This window comes from Flavobacterium sp. AJR, assembly GCF_002156885.1.
Lineage (GTDB): Bacteria > Bacteroidota > Bacteroidia > Flavobacteriales > Flavobacteriaceae > Flavobacterium.
In genome coordinates, this window is record NZ_NCWQ01000089.1 from 1 (window position 1) to 21,397 (window position 21,397).

Consider the following 21,397-nt stretch of genomic DNA (forward strand, 5'->3'; position numbering starts at 1 on the left):
ATTAACCTGTTTTTCCCAAAAGCGTGTGCTGGATGTCACTCTTTTTTAATGGCAAATGAAACTATAATTTGTACCATTTGCAGACATGAAATGCCTCTAACCCAATATTATTTAAATCCAAAAAACGAAGCTTTTAAAAAATTTTACGGAAAAATTGAAGTCGAACATGTTTCTGCTTTTCTTTATTTTAATAAGAAAGGAATTGTGCAGGAACTCATCCATAACTTAAAATATAAAGGGCACGAAAATATTGGCACTATGCTTGGCCAATGGCATGTCGAGGATTTAAAAGAATTAGTACTAGATATACCTTTTGACATGATTATTCCAGTTCCTTTGCATCGAAAAAAATTTCATGAAAGAGGCTACAACCAAGTAACTACATTTGGCCGCGCTCTTTCTCAAGGTTTACAAATAGATTACAACGATACTTTATTGATTAGAACCAGATACTCTAAAACCCAATCTAAAAAGAATCTTTTAGGAAGATCAGAAGGTCTTAAAGAAATATTTGATGTCTCGTTTACCGAAGACAAACACGATAAGCATTTTTTACTTATCGATGATGTAATCACAACTGGAGCAACACTTGAGGCTTGTTCTCGTGCATTACTAAAAATTCCAGGTGCCAAAATCAGCATTGTTTGCATGGCAATGGCACACTCTTAAATTAGCTTTAGTATTTATTCGAAACCAATCTTTTTTACTGTTTTTCTATCTCCATCATATACAACCAAGAAATAAATCCCTGTATCTAAACGATTATTCAGTATAATTTTTTGCTTGAAATTTGCCATACTTTCAAATGTATTACGGTAAACCTCTTTACCCGCATCATTGTATATAAAGACTCTAACTCCATCTGTTGATTCACATCTAAAAGCAATTTCAAGATCTCCTTTAGTAGGATTAGGATAAGCTATAAGCTCCTTTGGCATAACAATGACTTCTGTTTGCAAAGTGTATTTTTTTGTACAAATCTCAATTGAGCCTGAATCTATTGTACCATCTCTCCCTACGTAAGCATCTCTTACCTTGAATGCCCAAGTTCCTGCAGCATCTTTATTATTAAAACTGTTAAGCAAATCAGTAGGAGTTACAGTTTGTAAAGTAGGTATTGAGCAATCTAAAGCTGTTCCCCAATCATCATACTTTAATAACAAACTGGCGTTTACATCTCCACAATTTCTATTAAACAATCGTACAATTGCTCCTTGAGGATTTACTAGTTGCATCTCGACATCCGACAATCTTGTATGTGTCAATCCTACGGAAACATTTACATCTGAAACTATCCCTGCATCGGCCGGAACATTTATATTTCTTGTTGTATATGCTAATGCATTAGGTATTGCAAAAGCTGCTCCAAGTGGATACGAAGTACATGTTGCATCAACTTTATAACCAATTGCAAATGATCTACTGTTTACTGCATAATAAATATTGGCTGTAGGTTCAATTAAAATTCTGCAATTTGTTGCCGTTACATCCTCTGGAACATCCACTGTTTGAGAACCATCATTGGGTGTATTTGCAGCTAAGACAATCGGAAAGGTTAAACCTCCATCTGTAGAAAGTTTTATATTTACATTGGCAGATCCTGGCAAAGTATTCGTGCTTTTTACATCCCAAGTAATAATCTGACTCGTTCCATGAAGCCACCCAATATCATTTGTGCTTTGTGATGTTACTGTAAATGGCCCAATATCTTTTATTACATTTACAATCATTGCAGCTGTATTGGTTTGTGCAGTTCCCGCAGCAGCATTATCACGACCTGTTAATGTAAAATGTAAAGTTCTGGAGATTGACGGAGCCGACTCCCAAGTACTCGTTACTTTACCTGAAAGAACAAGGTCTAAATTTGGCATATAACGTATAGGTGAACTCGAAGGCGGAAATGATCTAAACAATGGCCCATCAGGTTTGTCTGGGCTAGCAATACTTAGGCTTCCTGATGTTGTAATTGCCGTATCATTTTCTTCCCAACAATAAGTAATCGAATCACCATCAATATCAGTACCTGTTCCTTTTAAAATAAAAGCGGTACTAACTGGAATTGTGTAATTAGCACCCGCATTAATCACTGGAGGATTATTTATTATAGGCACACTAACTGGACAAACTTTTGTCGCTAGATTTTCTTGAATTTGTAAAATACTAGCATATGTAAAATAATCATCGGAGTGATCTTGTATATCGTAATCATCTGTAACTCCTGCATATCCCATGATTGTAGAACCACTTCCCGGTTCTACATTTACGCCTGCTCCTTCTATATCATAAGAAAAAGTATGGGTTGCTCCTAATTGATGCCCAAATTCATGTGACACAAAATCAATATCAAAAGTATCTCCTTGTGGTTTTCTATCAGATGGAGATGTAAACCCACTTCCTTTAGAATTATCTACACATACGCAACCAATACAACCAGCATCACCGCCACCTCCTGATGCTCCAAATAAATGACCAATATCATACGCATTTTCGCCAATAACATTTGTTAAAGTAGTTTGAACTTCTTGATTCCAAGCTCCTTTAGCTCCTGTGGCTGCATCAGAATAAGGGTCTGTCGCTGCATTTGTATAAATAACAGCTTCATTATTGGCAATTATGATTAATCTTAAAGCCAAGTCTTTATTAAAAACACCATTAACTCTTGTCATCGTAGCATTCATTGCTGCTAATGCGTTTGCTTTTGTACCTCCAAAATAAGCCGCATATTCGCCTGTACAAGACAATGCCAATCGTAGAGTTTTAAATACTTTATTGTTTGCTGCTATTTTAGCTGTCTTGGCTTTTAATTCTTTATTTAATACAATATCTTTTGTCTTACATGTTAATGGCAAACTTCCTTTATCTCTGCTTTTAGCAGTAAACAGGGTATATTCTCCACTATTTTCTGTAATTGGTTCGATAAATTCAGAAGCATTATCAGCTCTTAAAACCATCGTCTGGATTCCTTCTGGAGAAACACTAAAATGAATTTTTGCTGTTTTATCTTTACTACTTATTCCTTCGTAAGCTCTAATATCTGGGTATTTTGCCTGCAACTGAGGATCAAAATTAGAAGATTCCCAAACAGTATATTTTTCGAAAGCACCATCCATATTAGGAATCGTAATTTCGGCTGTAGTTCTTTTATCTGCCTTAAGTTGTACACTAGCGAGTTTTTCTTTCAAAAAAACTTCGTTTAGTTTATAAATAATCTTTTCTCTATCGTCTGACTTTACATTTCCTCTCTCGGTAATCGAAGTGGTACTTTGACTAACTTTTTTCCACATTTCGTTACTTTGTGCCTGAATTTGGACAGAACTAAAGATAATTAATAAAAGAAGTATAGTTTTTTTCATGTTGAGAAATATTTAAAGTTCAAAATTAATTCAATTAATGTGAATAAAAAGATTTAATCGTCAAGTAATTATATAAAATCGTCAAATAAAGCTTTTTTAGCAAAATCATCCCCAACTTTATAAAAAATCAATTCTCCTTACTATTAGATTTAAAATAGATAGTATAAATTTGCAACATCTTAAACTATTTGCTTTGAAGCTCTTTCATTCTATAACCGATTTTCGATCTACCAAGAAAACAATACTAACTCTTGGCACCTTTGATGGTGTACATATTGGTCATAAAAAAATACTTGAAAAGATTACCCAAAATACTCAGGACGGAAAATATGAGAGTTTGGTTCTTACTTTCTTCCCTCATCCTAGAATGGTATTACAGGAAAAATCAGAAATAAAATTACTGAATACAATTGCCGAAAAAACAAAACTCCTAGAAAACACAGGCATAGAAAACCTTGTCATTCATCCTTTTAACGAAAGTTTTTCTAGATTAACTGCCGAGGATTTTGTGAGTTCTATTTTGGTAAATCAGTTTCATATCCAGAAAATAATCATTGGTCACGATCACCGTTTTGGAAGAAACAGAACGGCTGATATTAATGATTTAATTGCATTTGGGGAGCAATATGGTTTTGAAGTAGAGCAAATTTCGGCACAAGAAATAAAAGATGTATCTGTAAGTTCTACCAAAATAAGAAAAGCATTAACCGATGGCGATATGAATCTTGCCAATGAATATTTAGGTTATGATTATTTCCTAACTGGTACTGTTGTAAAAGGAAAACAACTAGGCAGAACTATTGGTTTTCCTACTGCTAACCTAAAAATTGAGGAGGAATACAAATTAATTCCTAAAAATGGAGTGTATATTGTAAAATCTATTATCAATAAAAAAGTGGCTTATGGTATGATGAATATTGGCTTTAACCCAACTGTGGGTGGTCAGGCTCAGTCTATCGAAATTCATTTCTTAGATTTTGATGAAGATATTTACAATTTAGAAATTTCCGTTTCTTTATTGCAATATGTTCGTGAGGAACAAAAATTCGGCTCTTTCGACCTTTTAAAAGAACAATTAAAAAAAGACAAAGAAACAACTATAGCCTTCACAAATAAATTATAATTCCTTTAATTTATTTCTGCCATTCATAATGATAACGTAGTGATTTTTTTAGTAAATTTGATAAGCATTACACTGTATATCAACCAAATACTATTAACTTCTTAAAAATAATCGTTATGAAACTTTCAAAAGAATTATACAATGGGATTCTTATATTCCTAGGTATTGGTGTTTATTTTTTATTAATGAATGTTTTAGGTCTTTCTCATATACTTTACTTACGTGCACTGAACGTAGCTTTTGTTGTTTATGGGGTAAACAGAACTATAAAAATGAATCTTGCTGAAGGCGAAACCAATGCTGTTTCTAATGCTGTTTCAGCCATGACAACATCTGTAATTGGAGTCGCACTTAGTATTCTCGGATTACTTATTTACAGTTATGCTCGCGGTGGAGATGCGTATGTAAAAACTTTATCCGCCACTTTTATGTTTGGCGGTAACCCATCTGTTCCAACCTACTGTATTTGTTTATTGTTTGAAGGTATCGCTTCATCTGTAGTTGTAACCATGCTATTAATGTTGTATTGGAACAATAAATATGCTGCTGACTAATTTGTTTTAGCACTTTTTTTAAATTATTTTTTTAATAAATCTGAGAATTCCAAAAGGATAAATTACTGTTTTTTGGGTGTCCTTGCGAACCTACATTTGTAAATTGTGTCTTAAAATACAACCGCAAAAACTTTTAATAGACTGAAATTAAAATACTGCATTGATTCATTAGAACAATTTAATTACTTTTGAGCATCAAAAAATCGCATAGATGAACAGTACAAAACACAATTGGACGAAAGACGAGATTATCGCTATCTATAATAAACCAATGATGGATTTGCTTTATGAAGCAGCATCAATTCACAGAGTAAATCATGACCCAAATGTAGTTCAGGTATCTACTTTGTTATCTATTAAAACAGGTGGTTGCCCTGAAGATTGTGGCTATTGTCCTCAAGCTGCTCGTTACCATACTGGAGTAGAAGGAAATGATTTAATGTCAGTTAGTCAGGTAAAAGCTCAAGCTTTACGAGCAAAATCTAGTGGTTCATCTCGTGTATGCATGGGAGCTGCCTGGAGAAATGTAAAGGACGGACCAGAGTTTGACCAGGTTTTGGAAATGGTACGTACCATTAATAAACTAGACATGGAAGTATGTTGTACTCTTGGTATGATTACCGAAAACCAAGCGCAGCGTTTGGCCGAAGCTGGTTTATATGCTTACAACCATAACTTAGATACATCTGAGGAATATTATAAAGAAGTTATATCAACTCGTGGTTTTGAAGATCGTTTGCAAACTATAGAGAATGTTCGTAAAACCAATGTTACTGTTTGTAGCGGAGGAATTATAGGAATGGGAGAAAGTATCGAAGACCGTGCTGGAATGTTAGTAGCTCTTTCTACTTTGAATCCTCAACCTGAATCGGTGCCAATTAATGCATTGGTTGCTGTAGAAGGAACTCCTATGGAAGAAGAGAAACCAGTTGAGATTTGGGAAATGATTCGTATGGTTGCAACAACCAGAATCATAATGCCAGAAACTCAAGTACGTTTATCGGCAGGAAGAACTAATATGAGTCGCGAAGGTCAGGCAATGTGCTTTTTTGCCGGAGCAAATTCTATCTTTGCCGGCGATAAATTACTTACTACTCCAAATCCGGATGTACACGAAGACATGAAAATGTTTGATTTATTAGGTTTGATTCCTCAAAAGCCTTTTACTAAAGTTTCTCAACCAGAAACTGTAGAAGCAGAAGATTCTCAATTTGCACCTCTTGGTGAAAAACCAAAATGGTCAAGACCTGGACACTCTATCGAAAGAAACTTAGAAGCTTCGGTTAAAGCAAAATAATCTGAATTTAGACATATAAAAATCCCTATTAATTAGTTTTAATAGGGATTTCTTACTTTGCTAAAGCATTATCTTTTTTACAACAGTAGTTTTATTTTGCAATAGTATCTTAACTACTACCATTTGTGATGCGACATTAATTTTTGCTATTTCTAACTGATTTAAATTTACTTTATTCTTTTCGTAAATTTTCTTACCCGATACATCATAAACAAATACCTTATCGATAGTTTCGTTAAAAGCATTAATTCTAATCTCTTTGTTTACAACCGAAACAAAAATTGTATTTTCTATTGTTTCAAACTCTCCAGATTTCAATGTTTCATTAGTATATCGCAATGCAAAACGATCATTAAAAGTTCCAACTTCTGTAGAAAAAGTATAATCTGTTTTATACAAATCGTGGATCTCATTGGTTAATTTATCTTCTAAATAGACCATTTGGTTTGCTAATAACCCATCAGACTTATCGATGCCTATAGTAAATTTCCCTGCTATTTCTGAACTATAACCTAACGGTACAGAATCAGCTTCATCAAATGGCAATCCTTTACTCTGGATTACTAATTTTTTATCTTCTTTGATACTATAAAAATTCACAAATTTGTTTCCGTTAAAATTTTCTCCATCAAAAAAAGAGTCATACGAATTGGTTGCTCCTTTTATATATCCCAATAAAATTTGTTTAAAAGCTCCTTCTTTATTCGTTAGATTCAACCAAATACGGTGTCTTTCGACTGAACTTTCTCTATTTTGTTTTTGAACTTTACTCGGTTTAAAAAATTTTGAATTACTACCAATTATTCGCATACTATTATCAAAATTAACTTCTCCTGTTCCTTTGCTACCTAAGAAAAATGCTTGTCCGGAAGCAATAATCCCGTTGGGTTCAGTTTCATTAATTCCAGATGACAAAGCGGATCTTGTTGCAACTCCTCCTAATAAATTATACACTGCATAATCATCAGAATTATAATCATTATTAATAAGTGGGGTATTATGTGTCCAGAAATAAAGCGTTCCGTCTACATTCTCTCTGTTTTTTGATATAAAAACATCTGCATCTATCGCCGAAGGGTATGGATTGCCTATTAAATCATAACCATTTTGATTATCTAATAAAACCGAAATTTTACCATTAGTCGGTATTCCTTTAAAAACAGCTTCGTAAACTGTTGCAATACTTTTTGAAAAATCTCCAGGAGCTTCTATAATATAGCCTTTACCAATTATCATATTGGTTGATGAATTTTCTTTATTCCAAGCTATTTTGGTTGCATTGTATGAAAAATAATTGCTGGATGCTGTATTTGGCGATACATCAAATAGGTTTTGGCTTTCTACTGGTGATGACCAATACGTATAATCATGTTTTAGGATGGGAGTCGTCTTTCTTTTTACCTCAACAAATCCTGTATTTACCACCTCATCATCCAATTGATATAAAGCCGCTGTATCTTCTAGAACCAAGGTTCCCAATCCTGAATAATTTAAACTCAATCCTAAAGTATTCCCTTTAAGAATCGTTACTTTTTTTCCTGCATCAATACTACAATTACATGCATTAACCTGTCCTGAAAAAGTATAATTATCATGAAAAATTAATTCTTTTCTTTCTGATGGTAATCCGTTTGTCCAGTTTGAACCATCCCAAGTAGAACTATCTGTGCATAATTTTAATCGTGCAATCCTATGTTTAGTTTCTCCTGATACTGAATTAAAATTACCTCCTATAAGAAGTTTATAATCGGGTGTAAAACTCATACTGAATAATGTACTATTTAAGTTTACTGCAAAAGATGTGTCATATAAACCGTCTTTTAATAATCGAAGCATTCGCATTGAAGGCACTCCATTATAAGTTCCCGAAAATGCTCCTCCAACCAAAATTCGGTTGTCCTTTTGAACCAAAATACTACGAACATCTCCATTACTAAATCCTGAACCAATTGTAAAAGTGGCATCTAAACTTCCGTCGGGATTTAATCTTGTAATTCTCTTTTGGGCAACTCCGTTGTATGTTAAAAAAGTACCTCCTAAGATTATTTTACCATCAGATTGTAATGCAATTGCATAAACATATTTATCAAAACCATCACCTACACTAAAACTAGTATCTATACTTCCGTTTGAGTTTAAACGAACTAAACCTGGAGATAAGTGTCCATTAAATGTCTCAAATCTTCCACCTACCAAGATTTTTCCATCTGGTTGCACAAACAATGTCTCTATTATTGCATTGGCTCCTGAACCTGTTACAAAACTAGTATCTATCGTTCCATCGAAATTTAATTTTACAATTCTGCCTACAGATAACATTCCATTATAACTCGTGAAATTCCCTCCAACAATAATTTTGGAATCTAAATGTACTGCCAATGCATAAACTTGATTATTGAATCCTGTTCCCATTGTAAAACTTTCATCAATACTACCACTTGGTAAAATTCTGGTAATTCGGTTACAAACTTTTCCATTATAATTTGTAAAAGCTCCTGCAAAAACTATTTTATTATCCGATTGTAAAACAGCTGTTTTAATTGCATTATTTGCTCCAATTCCATTTAGATTAAATGTAACATCCGAAGCTCCATCTTCGAGCAATCCTGCAATTCTTAGGGTTGATTCTCCATTGAATTTTGTAAAATTACCAAAGGCTATCGATTTATTATCTGTTAAAGAAATTATCTTCGAAACCGAATTATCAAATCCAACTCCTGCCGCAAGATATCCTATATCTAATGCTCCTTCTGAATCTATCTTAGCCAATCTTCCTTGGTTCTGGGAATCAAAAACGGCAAATGAACCGCCAACAAACCAAGAACCATCTGTATTATTTGCTAAATCAAGTACTGATGCTGATGCAGGTCCTGAACCAATATCAAAATCAGGCTTCATTGTTCCGTCAGAATTTAAAAAAACCAACCGATTTACCGATACTCCATCATACTTTCCTGTAAAAGAACCTCCAACCATTATATTATTAGCTGCATCTGTCTTGATAACTGTAACACCATCATTACTAAATGCTGTTCCTGACAAGAAATCAGAATCTACAGTTCCATCATTATTCAGCCGAATTATTCTATTTGCAGGTGTTTCATTATAACTTGTGAATTTCCCTCCTGCTAAAATTTTTCCATTTGTCTGTAATGCCAATGCTGCAACATCGCTGTTAAAACCTGAACCTATATTAAAAGTAGTATCGATAGTACCATCAGGATTTAAGCGGACAATATGATTTGAATCTGTTCCGTTAAAAGCGGTAAAATTCCCAGATAGAATGATTTTTCCATCAGATTGAATTTGAATATTTGTAATATTTTTTGAAGAACCTGAGCCTGTTGTAAATGAAGTGTCTAAACTTCCGTCTTCTAATATTCGAGCCACTCTATTAACTACAACTCCATTATATTGGATAAAACTCCCAACAACGATAATCTTACCATCTGTTTGTTGTGCAATATCATATATGATTCCGCTACCTGCTCCATTTGTATTAAAACTATCATCTCTAGATCCATCGGGATTTAAACGAATCAACCGATTGGAAGTTACTCCCGAATAGGTTGTAAATGCCCCTCCGATAATTATTTTTTCATCTTTTTGTATAAGCGAAGCATATACTTTTCCATTAAATCCACTACCTATATTAAAGTCCTCGTCTATACTCCCATCTGGTTTTAACCTACATAAGTAACGTGCTGAAGTTCCATTAAAATTAAAATAATCTCCACCAACAATTAAATTCCCATCTGGTTGTAAGGCTATTGTTCTCACAATATTATCAAAACCATCCCCAGAATGCCCATCATCATAGGTATTAAACGTAGCATCGACACTCCCTTGTTGCCCATTACAAATAGTAATAAATATAAAACTTATCAAAACCAGCAGATAATATTGTTTTGTTTTCAAGATAATCTTCTTTTAAAAGTTATTTCTAAAATGATTAATTAGTAGGAATTTATCGCTAAACTAATCTTTAAAAAACAAAACACAATATTAAAACTTAACTATTTTGTAAATATTACGCTACATTATTAAATTCTAAAAAACCTTTTAAAAACAAAAAACCATTCCGTTTTGTGGAATGGTTTTTAAAAATTAACTTAAATTGTATTTAAAAAATCACCTTCTTGGTTTCGATATGTTTGTTATCAAGGACAACTTTAACCACTAAAACCTGATTGGCAGATTTTAAGTTTTCGATAGTCAGTGTAGGATTTCCTACTTTCTCTTTCTTGTAGATTAATTTACCTGATACATCATAAATAAATACCTTATCTATAGTTTGACTAAAAGCATTGATTTTAATTTCTTTGTTTGCAACAGCTACTAAAACTGCATTTTCTGCTAATTCGAATTCTCCTGTACCTAATGTTTTATTGGTATATCGTAACACAAAACGGTCATTAAAAGTACCTTTTGCAGTTGTAAATGTATAATCTGTTTCGCGTAGATTATGAATTATACCAGCAACTTTATCTTCTAAATAAATACCCTGACTTGTAAATGAACCATCGACATTATCAATGCCTATAGTAAAACTATCTGCTATTGTTGAACTATATCCTAAAGGAACCAAATCTGTTTCTTGAAATGGTAATGCACGTCCTTGAATTACGAACTCTTGACCTTTATTAATGCTATAAAAATCAATATAAGCATTCTTATTGTAAGAAAGACCGTCATAAATACTCTCATAATCATTTGATGCTCCCTCAATATAACCTACCAGCATTTGTTTAAAAGCACCTCCTTTATTAGTAAGATTTAACCACACACGGTTTTTTTCTAAAGATGTTGCTTTATTATTTATACCTGGCTTAAAAAACTCACCATTTTTACCTGCTACACGCATACTGTTCTTGAAAGTAACATTTGCTCCTCCTATTTTTGCATTAACAAAAAAAGATTGACCTGCTGCTATATTTCCTAATGGTTTAGCACTGTTAGACCCTGAAGGAGTTCCATCGCCTTTTACTGGACTTCCTGCAACTCCACCACTTAAATTATAGGTTGCATAATCATTAGAGGCATATTTCCATTTGGTTCCATCATATTTAAGTGGTGTAATATGAGACCAGAAATATAACGTCCCGTCTAAAACATCCTTATTTGCTAGCACAAAATCATCGGCAGATAATGCCGAAGGATATGGATTTCCTACCAAGATATATTCATCTGCTTTTGTTTTGGTAGCAAGAGTAAGAACGCCATTATTAGGAACTCCTTTAAACACAACTTTATGATCATAAGGATAAGGACCCCAATTACGTGATTTAATGATATACCCTCTACCTGTTTCCATATTATCAGCAGCATAAATCCAATTATTTGTTGCAATATCAAAAGCAAAACAAGATTTAGTTCCTAATGACATCGTACTAAATTTTTGATCAACTACAGGCGATGACCAATACACATAATCTTGATCTTTCATACTTTTAGAAAGACGTTCATAAGTGATATCTCCGATATTAGCTACAGCATTATCATTTTTCTGATACAAACTTGCTTGGTCTTCGAATACTAAACTAGTAGTATTATTAGTAGGAGCAACAGTAAGCGAATTAATAACCGTTAATGTACGGCCTGATTTAATCACAACATTCGCATTCGGTTTTATTTCGCAAGAACAACTATTTATATCTACAGGAGTAGTTGCTGCAGGATAATTTCCTGTAAAAATAATATTCTGATCAATTGTTGGTGCCGTACCCTTAGACCATCCCGTACCATTCCAAATATTGGTAACCAAGCCAGGAATCGTAATTTTTGCCGATGCTACTGATGTACAAGTTGAAGTTGTACTTTTTACTGTAAAAGTATAATCCCTAGGAGCAAGTCCCGAAATTGTTGTAGATGTTCCTGTATCAGTTTTTGTTACTGCAGCAGGATTACTTACAATTGTCCATGTTCCAGTTGCTGGAAGCCCGTTTAAAACAACACTTCCTGTAGGAACTGCACAAGTTGCTGCCGTAATTGCACCTTGTGTTGGTGGTGTTGGTAATGATTTTATCGTTAACAAAACGGCATTAGAATTAGTGGAGCAACCACTATTAGTTACTACACATCTAACTCTATTACTATTCCATCCTATAGGTGCATTTGTTAGTGTTAGTGTATTTGTCGTGTATCCAGACACATAAGGATCCTGAGCAGTATCTACATTTGTCCAATTTACATTATCTGGTGAATATTGCCATTGATATGTTGAACCCAAAGCCAAAGTCTCTACTGTAAATGAACCGCTAGTTCCTTCGCAAATTGTTAAATCAGCCGGCTGAGTACTAATTTTTAGCGAAGCATCTACGAAAATTGAAGCCGAAGGAGTTTCGGAACCACCGTTTGAACAGGTAGCAACAGCACGGTAATATGTTGGGGCAGTTTGCGATGTAGTTAAACTAGGATTAGAATTAACTAAATCTAAATATTTAATACTTAGGTTATCAATACTTTGCTTATCATATTGTAACCCTGTACGTGATGAAAATTTATATCTCCAACTACTTTTATTTGCCAATTTATATCCTTGTAACAAAAGATTTGAGACTATTGTTGTTGTTATTCCGTTAATAGATTTTTTAATTTTTAAAGTCAGATAACCATCATTATCTACAGATAACATAACCGTATTATAATCAGTACCTCCAGTTGTTCTTAATAAGAATGCATCAATACCATTTGCAAAAACTAATTGATTATTATATTTAATACGGATACGAGAACCCGTAGCTGTACCACCTACTCCTATACCATCGTTATCGTACGTATCTAATATTAATCTTATTCCACTACCTTCTCCCTCTTCTCCTAGTCCAGCATCGGTAGTAATAATATCAGACGCATAATTCAAACTTATACCGTCTGCTCCATTACCTCCTCCCATTTTATAATCAAATTGTACCGTAAAAGCATTGATATTAGGTACTGGTGTTTTAGTAATAACATATCCACCTTTCTTCGATGATGTGGCTGGAGTCAATACCATCTCAGCATTAGATATTGCAGCATCTCCATAAGCAACTGAGCTAGTAGGCATTCCAGATGAAAAATCTGTATTAAAATAATCTACCGGAGCTGTAGGCGCACTAGCCCATGGTGCATTACCATTTGGAGAGGTTTCCCATTTATAAGTAATTCCATTTGTTTCTGGCGAAACTACTGACAAAGTAAAAGGCTCACTAGTGCAAACTGGATTTTTTGTAACATTAATTGCAGGAACTGATGGGGCGGTAGAACATGGCGCTTGAATATTTACAGTATAATCTTCTACTTGCCCTTCACTGTACCCACCTATCGATGAACATGGTGTGGTATTATAAGAATCTCTATGCCCTATAATTCGCATTCTTGTAGAACCTAAAGTAGCTCCTATTGGTACAGTAAAATATAATGATGCTAAATTGTCATCTGATCCCGATGAATTTGTTATTGATCCTATCTCGTATGATTCTTCTGAGTCATTAAAATCGTTATCCTTATTCCAATCAATAAAAGCAGTATATCGAATTGTTTGCTTGTCACCCGTATTTCCTTTTACAACCAATGTGTATGCTTGTCCTGAAAATATATTAGCAACTGAAGCTGTAAAATCTTCGTAAGCTGGTGCGCCCGAAGCTGGGCTAGTTTTATTTAAATTACTTAATATAACATTTGTAATTGGCCTTACCGTTGAGAAATTATTAAATTTACATATACTTGGGGCCCAAGTATAAGTTAAGCCAGACGAAGGTAACTCTCCTATACCTGAATCAGTTCTACATGTAGCTCCATTGCTTCCTCCAGGCCCTGATGTTGGCCAATTAGTAGTTACTTGTCTATTATTGAAATCTGAATTATCTCCTCCTCGTAGTCCTACCTGAGTATTTAAACGCCCATTATAGGTAGTAGTACAAGTTCCATACACAATTTGTACTACATTAGTTGATTCGTTTAATCTAATTTGAAAATTAAATGACTCCTTACTATCACTTCTCGCTTCATATCTTCTTGCATTTCTCCATTGCACAATAAAAACTCTATTAGGAGCCGTTCCTTCAAGGGTATATGTAATCGCAGAACCATTACTTACTAAATCAAAACCTAAAGCGCTAATTGCTCCTGGATAAGTTGCTGTCCTAGAAATGGGTAAATAATTATCTCTTAATGTAAGATTCGGATTTCCAAAGGTAATAAATCCATTTGTACTAACATTACACGAGCTATAAGTAACACCATTAAACACAAATTTAAATGTACTTAGAAAAGGGATTTCACCAGCATTATCATCCCAACTTGACGAAAAAGCAACATTACTAGCTGTCGAAATAGGTATATATGTCCCCGATGCTTGCCCAAAAGTATAATTTGCAACTTGAGCATTAGAGAAATTAAAAAAGAAAAGAAAAAGAAAACCAAAATAAATTTTACTTGTTGCTTGTTTGCTTTTCAAAAAAAGATTTAATAGTAATTTTTTATTCATAAGTAGGATTTAGAATTATAAATTGATTTTTTTGGGTATATTATTTATTTGTAAATTAATTTGATTTTTTACTTTTTTGCAATCTTAATTTTAACAATGCATCACTTAATATTTTTTTAATAACATGCAGAAAATCAGCATTTATTAATTTTTTATTTTCAACTTTATGTCGTTTTAAAAAATAATTTCAACATATTGTAAGGTTTTATGTATAAAGTGATTTTGATTAAATGATTTTATACTTTTTTACACATTTCGAAACAACCATAATAACTTGATTTTTAAATATTTAAAATTAAAAAATATTACTATAAAGAAATGAGGGTTGTTTTAAAAAAAAATCGAATTATATTTGCCTAAAATCTTTAGTACTATGAATCCTTTACAAACTATTATAGAACAAGCTTGGGAAAACAGAGCTTTGTTACAAGAAACTACAACAACTGATGCTATCAGAGAAGTTATTGAACTTTTGGATACAGGAAAATTACGTGTTGCAGAACCAGTTGGTGATGCTTGGCAAGTAAACGAATGGGTAAAAAAAGCAGTTGTAATGTATTTCCCTATTCAAAAAATGGAAACTTTAGAATCTGGTATTTTTGAGTATCATGACAAAATGTTGCTAAAAAAAGGATATGCCGAAAAAGGAATCCGTGTAGTACCTAATGCTGTAGCACGTTATGGAGCTTATATTTCTAGCGGAGTTATCTTAATGCCTAGTTATGTAAATATTGGTGCATATGTAGACGAAGGAACTATGGTAGACACATGGGCAACTGTAGGAAGCTGTGCTCAAATTGGTAAAAATGTACACTTAAGCGGTGGTGTAGGTATTGGTGGAGTATTAGAACCTTTACAAGCAGCGCCAGTAATTATAGAAGACGGAGCATTTGTAGGTTCTCGTTGTATTGTTGTAGAAGGTGTACACGTTGGGAAAGAAGCTGTTTTAGGAGCAAACGTATGCTTAACTGCTTCTACAAAAATTATCGATGTAACTGGAGAAACTCCTGTAGAAATGAAAGGATATGTTCCTGCTCGCTCAGTAGTTATTCCTGGAAGTTATACCAAAAAATTTGCTGCTGGAGAATTTCAAGTTCCATGTGCCTTAATTATTGGTACTCGTAAACCATCTACAGATTTAAAAACGTCATTAAATAATGCACTTCGGGAGTACGATGTTGCAGTATAATATTATTTTATTAAACTCCATAATTATAAGTAAGTATGTTAAGTAAAGAAATGAAAAAACTATCCGTTATCATACTTACTTATAATGAAGAGTTTTATATTGCCGATGCAATAAAATCTGTTTCATTTGCTGATGAGATTATTGTTTTAGACTCTAATAGTACTGATGCTACGCAAAAAATTGCTACAGATTTAGGCGTTAAACTTTTTTCTAGAAAATTTGACAATTACTGTAATCAGAGAAACCATGCAATAAGTTTTGCAACTGGTGACTGGATATTGTTTCTAGATGCAGACGAAAGGGTTACAGATAAACTTCAAGCTGAAATTTTAAAAAGCATCGAATGGGATGAATTTGATACCTATAAAATCTGGTTTCCTCATTTTTTCATGAATCGCTTTTTATTTCATTATACCGACAAAGTTGTTCGTTTAATGAAAAATGAAAAGTTAGTTTTTGAAAATGAAGTACATGAAAAATTAATCATAAAATCAAAACCTGGTGTATTAAAAAATTATATGGTACACTACACCTACAAAGGATTATTTCACTTTATAGGTAAAAAAGACAAATACGCTTGGTTTCAAGCAAAGATGTGTGCCAATAAGGGAAAGAAAGTAACACTGTTCCTACTCTTTTTTAAGCCATTTTACCGATTTTTTCATACATATATCGTAAAAAGAGTCTACCTAGATGGAGTTCCTGGTCTTGCTGCAGCTGCCATAGATGCCTATGGAGTATTCTCCAGATATGCAAAAATGATGCTAATCGAAAAAGATTTAGAATAGCTTTAATTTCCCGAATTTTATTTTTAACCTAAAAGTCATCAAGCTATCCTGACCTTTAATGTCTATTCGTTTGATTTCGTAGTTATCTTTAAAAGGAAAATTATTTGGACGATTCCCTATTTTTAAACCAAACTTTATTTTATTCTTAGCGACTATTTGTTTAAATTGCTCATTTTCATCACCCTTTTTAGGATAATTCCCATATGGATAAGCCAAAGCCGGATATACTCTTAAATCAGTGTTTTTAATCAGCTCCTCGCATTTTAGAAAATCATTTTCTATTTCTGAGGCTGATAATAAACTATATTTTTTATGCTCATAGGAATGATAGCCTAATTCTATTTTATTGTTTAACCCCTTTAATTGTTCAATTGTCATTATTTTTTCTCCCAAGGATTCAGACTTACCATTCCATAAATCTGTCTTTCCTATGTATGAAAAAGGAATAAAAAAACTAGCTTTTAAATTAAATTTTTCTAATAACGGTGCTGCAAAAACAAGCTGATTTTCAGTTACATCATCAAAAGTAAGAACAATACTCTTTTTAGGAATAGATTTCATTTTTTCTAATTCTGCAAAATGAAATGTTTCATAATTATTATCTTTCAGATACTGAAGTTGTTGCTCCAGTTTTTGCACTGAAATAGTCAACTTATTACTTTCATTTTCAGATTGACAAATATTATGATACATTAAAATTGGGAGTCTTGACATTTTGTTTGATTTTTTACAAAGTTATAAATCTAAAATTATTAATATTGCACAAAATTGATTTTATGCCTCAAAATGTAATAGTTCCCAAAATTAGTATTTTGGCATTTTGTTTTAATGAAGAAAACAACATCAAGAAACTTATTGAGAATGTGTCGTTTGCTCATGAAATTATCATTATAGACAACAATAGTACAGACAAAACAGTTGCTATTGCAAAAGAGCTTGGCGCAACAATTATTGAACAAACTACTGCTGATAAAACACTACAACACAATCTAGCTATTAATCAGGCGCAAAATGATTGGATCTTGTTGTTGGACATAAACGAATATATTTCTCTCGAACTTAAGGATGAAATTTTGACCAAAATTTCCAATCCAAAAAGCAATGCTCTTTATTACATTAAACAAACCCTGTTTTTCTTTAAAAAGAAAATAAAGCATGGAGAATTTAATAACCGAAAAAGAGTTTTTCTTTTTGATAAAAAAAGACACTCTTATTCTGGTAATGAAGAAAGTAATCCATCTATTACATTATTTGGAAAATCTAATATATTAAAAAATAGAATAGACTCTTATGCTTATAAGAGTTTCGATGAATACAATTATCAGCTAAGTCTATTAAGTAAAAAAGAAGCTCAAGAATTGTATGATAAAAAAGTAAAACCAAATTTCTATCATTTTTTAATGAAACCTTTTTTTTGTTTTATAAATCAATATTTTATTCGATTAGGATTTCTTGATGGTAAAGAAGGTTACATTCTTGCTTACATAAACTCATTTGCAGTATTAAAACGCTATTTGATTCTTTGGTTAACTCACAATAAAATGGAATAATAGCTTTTAAATAGCTATTTTTGACATCTAGAATCCAACAAAAACACAATACAGTTTTTTATTAAACTTGTCCTCAATAATGAAAATATTAGTTATACAACAGAAAAGAATTGGTGATGTACTTATTAGTACAATTCTTTGTAACAATCTAAAAAAGAAATACCCAGAATCAACCATCGATTTTATGTGTTATTCTAATTGCACAGATGTTTTAATAGGTAATCCAAATATTGATTCTGTAATTGTATTAGAAGAAAAAACAAGAAAATCATACTTATCATTGTTTAAATTTATTTTTAAAATGAGATCTAATAAGTATGATATATTAATCGATGTATATGGCAAATTAGAGACTAATTTAATAACTATTTTCTCTGGTGCCGATTATAAAATATCATACCACAAATGGTATTCTTCTTTGTTTTATAATCACAATATGAAACGATTTGACAATAATGACGAAACGAAATATGGATTTGCAATAGACAATAGGATTTTATTACTTAGCCCCCTAAATATCGATAACGCATTAATAGACCCTTTTCCGAAATTATATGTAAGTAATGAAGAAAATCAGGAAGCAATTGCATTATTAAACAAACATAAAGTAAGCAAGGACCGAAAAATTGTAATGATAAGTCTTTTGGGAAGCGAGAAGTCAAAAACGTACCCTCTAGATTATATGGCAAAAGTAGTAGACTATGTTGCAGAAAATAAAGACGTAACCATCCTTTTTAATTATTTTCCAAATCAAATTGAGGATGCTCAAAAAGTATTCAATTTATGCTCAAAAAGTACGCAAGAGAAAATACACTTTGATTTATTAGGAAGTAATCTAAGGTCATTCATTGGTATAATGAATCAGTGCGATATAATTATAGGAAACGATGGTGGGGCAATTAACATGGCAAAAGCGCTAAACAAACCTACTTTTACAATATTTTCACCTTATGTAACGAAAAATGACTGGGCAACCTTTGAGGATGGATTGCAAAATATTTCGGTACATTTAAATGACTTTAAACCTGAATTAATTAACAACATTCTACACAAGGAAATTAAAAGCAATTCAGCTTTATTCTATCAAGATTTAAATCCTGAATTATTTAAGAGTCAGATTCATTTTTTCATGACACGAAATCTTTAAAAATTTGATGAATTTTATATTTTTCGTTTTTGAAGCTTTAAAAGTTTAGCATATTTCATATAAGAAAAAAAACTCTGAATCATTGCAATTGACAATCCGTCTATTCCGTTAAAGATACCTTTCTTAAAAAAATAACAACGAACAAAAGCGACAGTTCCGTTAAGGACAGGTTTAAAAAAACAAATTCTTATTCCTTGGTCAAAAAGTTGCTGTGCATGCCAAGTAGAATATTGGTTTTTCTTTGAAATAATTTGCTCTAATGATTCCCAACCATAATGTAAAATATGTACAGGAACTTTTTTCTCTCTTTGAGTTACTACGCTTTGATGTACAATCGAGTTAGAAGGATGGGCTGATTTTTTATTAAAAAAACGAACTTTATAATCTGGATACCAACCTGAGAAATCTATAAGTTTATCTCCTAAAAAGTTTTTTACTCTAAAACTAAAAGCATCATAACTGCCTTCTAAATACTTTTCTTTTAAAATAAAGTCTTCAGCGTCTTTATCTAAAAATTCATCTGCATCAAGATTAAGGACCCAATCATTCTTGCAATATGGTAAACCATATGTACGTTGTGGTCCATCTCCTAAAAAAGATTGTTCAATAACAATTGCTCCTTTTTCTTTTGCAATTGAAGCTGTTTTATCTTTACTAAAAGAATCTACAACAATTACTTCATCGCAAATTCTGAATAAAGCATCAATACATCTTCCTATATTTTTTTCTTCATTGAAAGTAATAATCAATCCACTAATTTTCATTTTAAAATTTAATATATGAAACACAAAAATATAACTTTTTTGATTATTCAATCCTTAATCTTTTGTTACAATTATGTCTCTCTAAAAATAGTTTGTAAATTATTTTTAGAAAAAGCTTATTTGTCTAGTAAAAATCGATTATGATTAAGAAAAAAGAGTAATATACGATAATGTTTTCCAATATTAATTTTATGAAATATAAGCGAAATAAATTGTATTAATTATTTCTTCCAGAATTTAAGTTTCTTTTTTAAACGTTTTTTTCTATAAAAATGCTCCTGAAAGTCTGAAGTATACTTCCATAAAGTATCAAATATCTTTTGCTCAGATTTGCCATATAGTTTAGCGTATTCATTACTCATTACAGCAACCATTTCCTTAACAGGTGTCAATCTACATAAATTCTTCATTCGCATCTCAAAACTCATAGAATCATGAAATTCCATTCTATTTAAATCTACTAAGAAAAAACTATAATTATCATCTGCATTTTTTTTGATTAATGTATTGCCTGGAGAGTGATCCAAAAACTCAATTCCTTTTTCATGTAGACCAAAACTAAATCTGGTAAATTGCCTTAGTATATTTTCATGATCTGGATAATCCGGAATTTCTACAAGTTCTCTAAAAGTAAGCTCGGTTATTAAATGCTCACTTGCATAATAACTATCCCTAAGTCCTAACCAATTATAATTCTCTAAATAAGCAATCGGCAATGGAGTTCCAATACCTTTTTCTAATAAAATTGTAGCATACTCAAAAGAACGCCTTGCTTTCGATTTTCGAAAGTATTTGTAAGCAATTTTATTTATTAAATTGGGGATTTTAAATGACTTTATATTGACTACCTTATCATTTAAATCAAATAATTTAATAACATTACGCTGACCATTCCCTAAAAGGGTACCTGAGCTATTAAATGCTTTAATTTTATCAAGTATTGATGTCGTTTCGTTAGCAAAAACTGGATTTATTTTGAAATTCATTTAGTAGATTTTTATAAAAAAACAAAAATACGCATAGAAGTTAACACTTCAAATTAATATCCTGTTTTCATAAATAAAGTATAAAGAAACAGCAAGTCTTGAATAAAAACTTGCTGCTACTTTTTAAATTTTATACATAGTACGATTATACAAAGAAATCTTTAAACCATTGTCCA

General features: G+C 32.1%; 14 protein-coding genes. 8 read left to right on the top strand and 6 right to left on the bottom strand.

All coding sequences use genetic code 11. The annotated features are described in order from the left end of the window. On the top strand, nucleotides 1–669 hold a 669-nt coding region (locus B8T70_RS19645; RefSeq protein ID WP_242667519.1), incomplete at its 5' end, for a ComF family protein. A gap of 14 nt (nucleotides 670–683) precedes the next feature. Here the strand turns inward: B8T70_RS19645 and B8T70_RS19650 are convergent. Then, on the bottom strand, nucleotides 684–3,353 hold the full coding sequence (locus B8T70_RS19650; protein ID WP_086895939.1) for a reprolysin-like metallopeptidase: 2,670 nt from the start codon (nucleotides 3,351–3,353) through the stop codon (nucleotides 684–686). Between the two features lie 193 nt (nucleotides 3,354–3,546). Between B8T70_RS19650 and B8T70_RS19655 the strand changes: the two genes are divergently transcribed. From B8T70_RS19655 to bioB, 3 genes are all read left to right on the top strand, one after another. After that, the gene (locus B8T70_RS19655; RefSeq protein ID WP_086895940.1) at nucleotides 3,547–4,476 is read left to right on the top strand and encodes a bifunctional riboflavin kinase/FAD synthetase; all 930 of its coding nucleotides are present in this window, start codon (nucleotides 3,547–3,549) and stop codon (nucleotides 4,474–4,476) included. A 116-nt stretch (nucleotides 4,477–4,592) separates the two neighbouring features. Then, nucleotides 4,593–5,030 carry a hypothetical protein gene (locus B8T70_RS19660; RefSeq protein WP_039113227.1) on the top strand — a complete coding sequence of 146 codons (438 nt, stop codon included), beginning with the start codon at nucleotides 4,593–4,595 and terminating at the stop codon, nucleotides 5,028–5,030. A gap of 211 nt (nucleotides 5,031–5,241) precedes the next feature. Continuing rightward, nucleotides 5,242–6,327: a biotin synthase BioB gene (gene bioB / locus B8T70_RS19665; protein WP_039113228.1), complete on the top strand. Its 1,086-nt coding sequence runs from the start codon at nucleotides 5,242–5,244 to the stop codon at nucleotides 6,325–6,327. A 60-nt stretch (nucleotides 6,328–6,387) separates the two neighbouring features. Here bioB and B8T70_RS19670 read toward each other — a convergent pair whose 3' ends face one another. Both B8T70_RS19670 and B8T70_RS19675 read right to left on the bottom strand, forming a co-directional pair. Further along, a complete protein-coding gene (locus B8T70_RS19670) occupies nucleotides 6,388–10,245 on the bottom strand; it encodes a T9SS sorting signal type C domain-containing protein (protein WP_242667520.1) in 3,858 nt (1,285 codons plus the stop codon). 205 nt (nucleotides 10,246–10,450) lie between these two features. Then, entirely contained in the window at nucleotides 10,451–14,797 is a 4,347-nt protein-coding gene (locus B8T70_RS19675) for a GEVED domain-containing protein (protein ID WP_086895941.1), read from the bottom strand. Nucleotides 14,798–15,170: 373 nt separating this feature from the next. On the opposite strand from B8T70_RS19675, the gene B8T70_RS19680 reads away from it, so the two are divergent. Together B8T70_RS19680 and B8T70_RS19685 are read left to right on the top strand one after the other, a co-directional pair. Beyond that, nucleotides 15,171–15,986 (top strand): 2,3,4,5-tetrahydropyridine-2,6-dicarboxylate N-succinyltransferase, encoded by an 816-nt coding sequence (locus B8T70_RS19680; protein WP_086895942.1) that lies wholly within the window; start codon nucleotides 15,171–15,173, stop codon nucleotides 15,984–15,986. Nucleotides 15,987–16,036: 50 nt separating this feature from the next. Further along, entirely contained in the window at nucleotides 16,037–16,774 is a 738-nt protein-coding gene (locus B8T70_RS19685; protein ID WP_039115183.1) for a glycosyltransferase family 2 protein, read from the top strand. On the opposite strand, the gene B8T70_RS19690 is transcribed toward B8T70_RS19685, so the two are convergent. Further along, nucleotides 16,766–17,467 (bottom strand): polysaccharide deacetylase family protein, encoded by a 702-nt coding sequence (locus tag B8T70_RS19690; protein ID WP_242667521.1) that lies wholly within the window; start codon nucleotides 17,465–17,467, stop codon nucleotides 16,766–16,768. The two genes, B8T70_RS19685 and B8T70_RS19690, sit on opposite strands and share 9 nt — an antisense overlap. Before the next feature lie 65 nt (nucleotides 17,468–17,532). Here B8T70_RS19690 and B8T70_RS19695 point away from each other — a divergent pair, with 65 nt between their 5' ends. Together B8T70_RS19695 and B8T70_RS19700 are read left to right on the top strand one after the other, a co-directional pair. Beyond that, nucleotides 17,533–18,324 carry a glycosyltransferase family 2 protein gene (locus B8T70_RS19695; RefSeq protein WP_123912132.1) on the top strand — a complete coding sequence of 264 codons (792 nt, stop codon included), beginning with the start codon at nucleotides 17,533–17,535 and terminating at the stop codon, nucleotides 18,322–18,324. A 79-nt stretch (nucleotides 18,325–18,403) separates the two neighbouring features. Further along, nucleotides 18,404–19,471: a glycosyltransferase family 9 protein gene (locus B8T70_RS19700; RefSeq protein ID WP_086895945.1), complete on the top strand. Its 1,068-nt coding sequence runs from the start codon at nucleotides 18,404–18,406 to the stop codon at nucleotides 19,469–19,471. Nucleotides 19,472–19,485: 14 nt separating this feature from the next. Here B8T70_RS19700 and B8T70_RS19705 read toward each other — a convergent pair whose 3' ends face one another. Both B8T70_RS19705 and B8T70_RS19710 read right to left on the bottom strand, forming a co-directional pair. Beyond that, nucleotides 19,486–20,235 (bottom strand): glycosyltransferase family 2 protein, encoded by a 750-nt coding sequence (locus B8T70_RS19705; protein ID WP_039118799.1) that lies wholly within the window; start codon nucleotides 20,233–20,235, stop codon nucleotides 19,486–19,488. 221 nt (nucleotides 20,236–20,456) lie between these two features. Further along, on the bottom strand, nucleotides 20,457–21,221 hold the full coding sequence (locus B8T70_RS19710) for a Kdo domain containing protein (protein WP_086895946.1): 765 nt from the start codon (nucleotides 21,219–21,221) through the stop codon (nucleotides 20,457–20,459). Nucleotides 21,222–21,397: the final 176 nt, after the last annotated feature.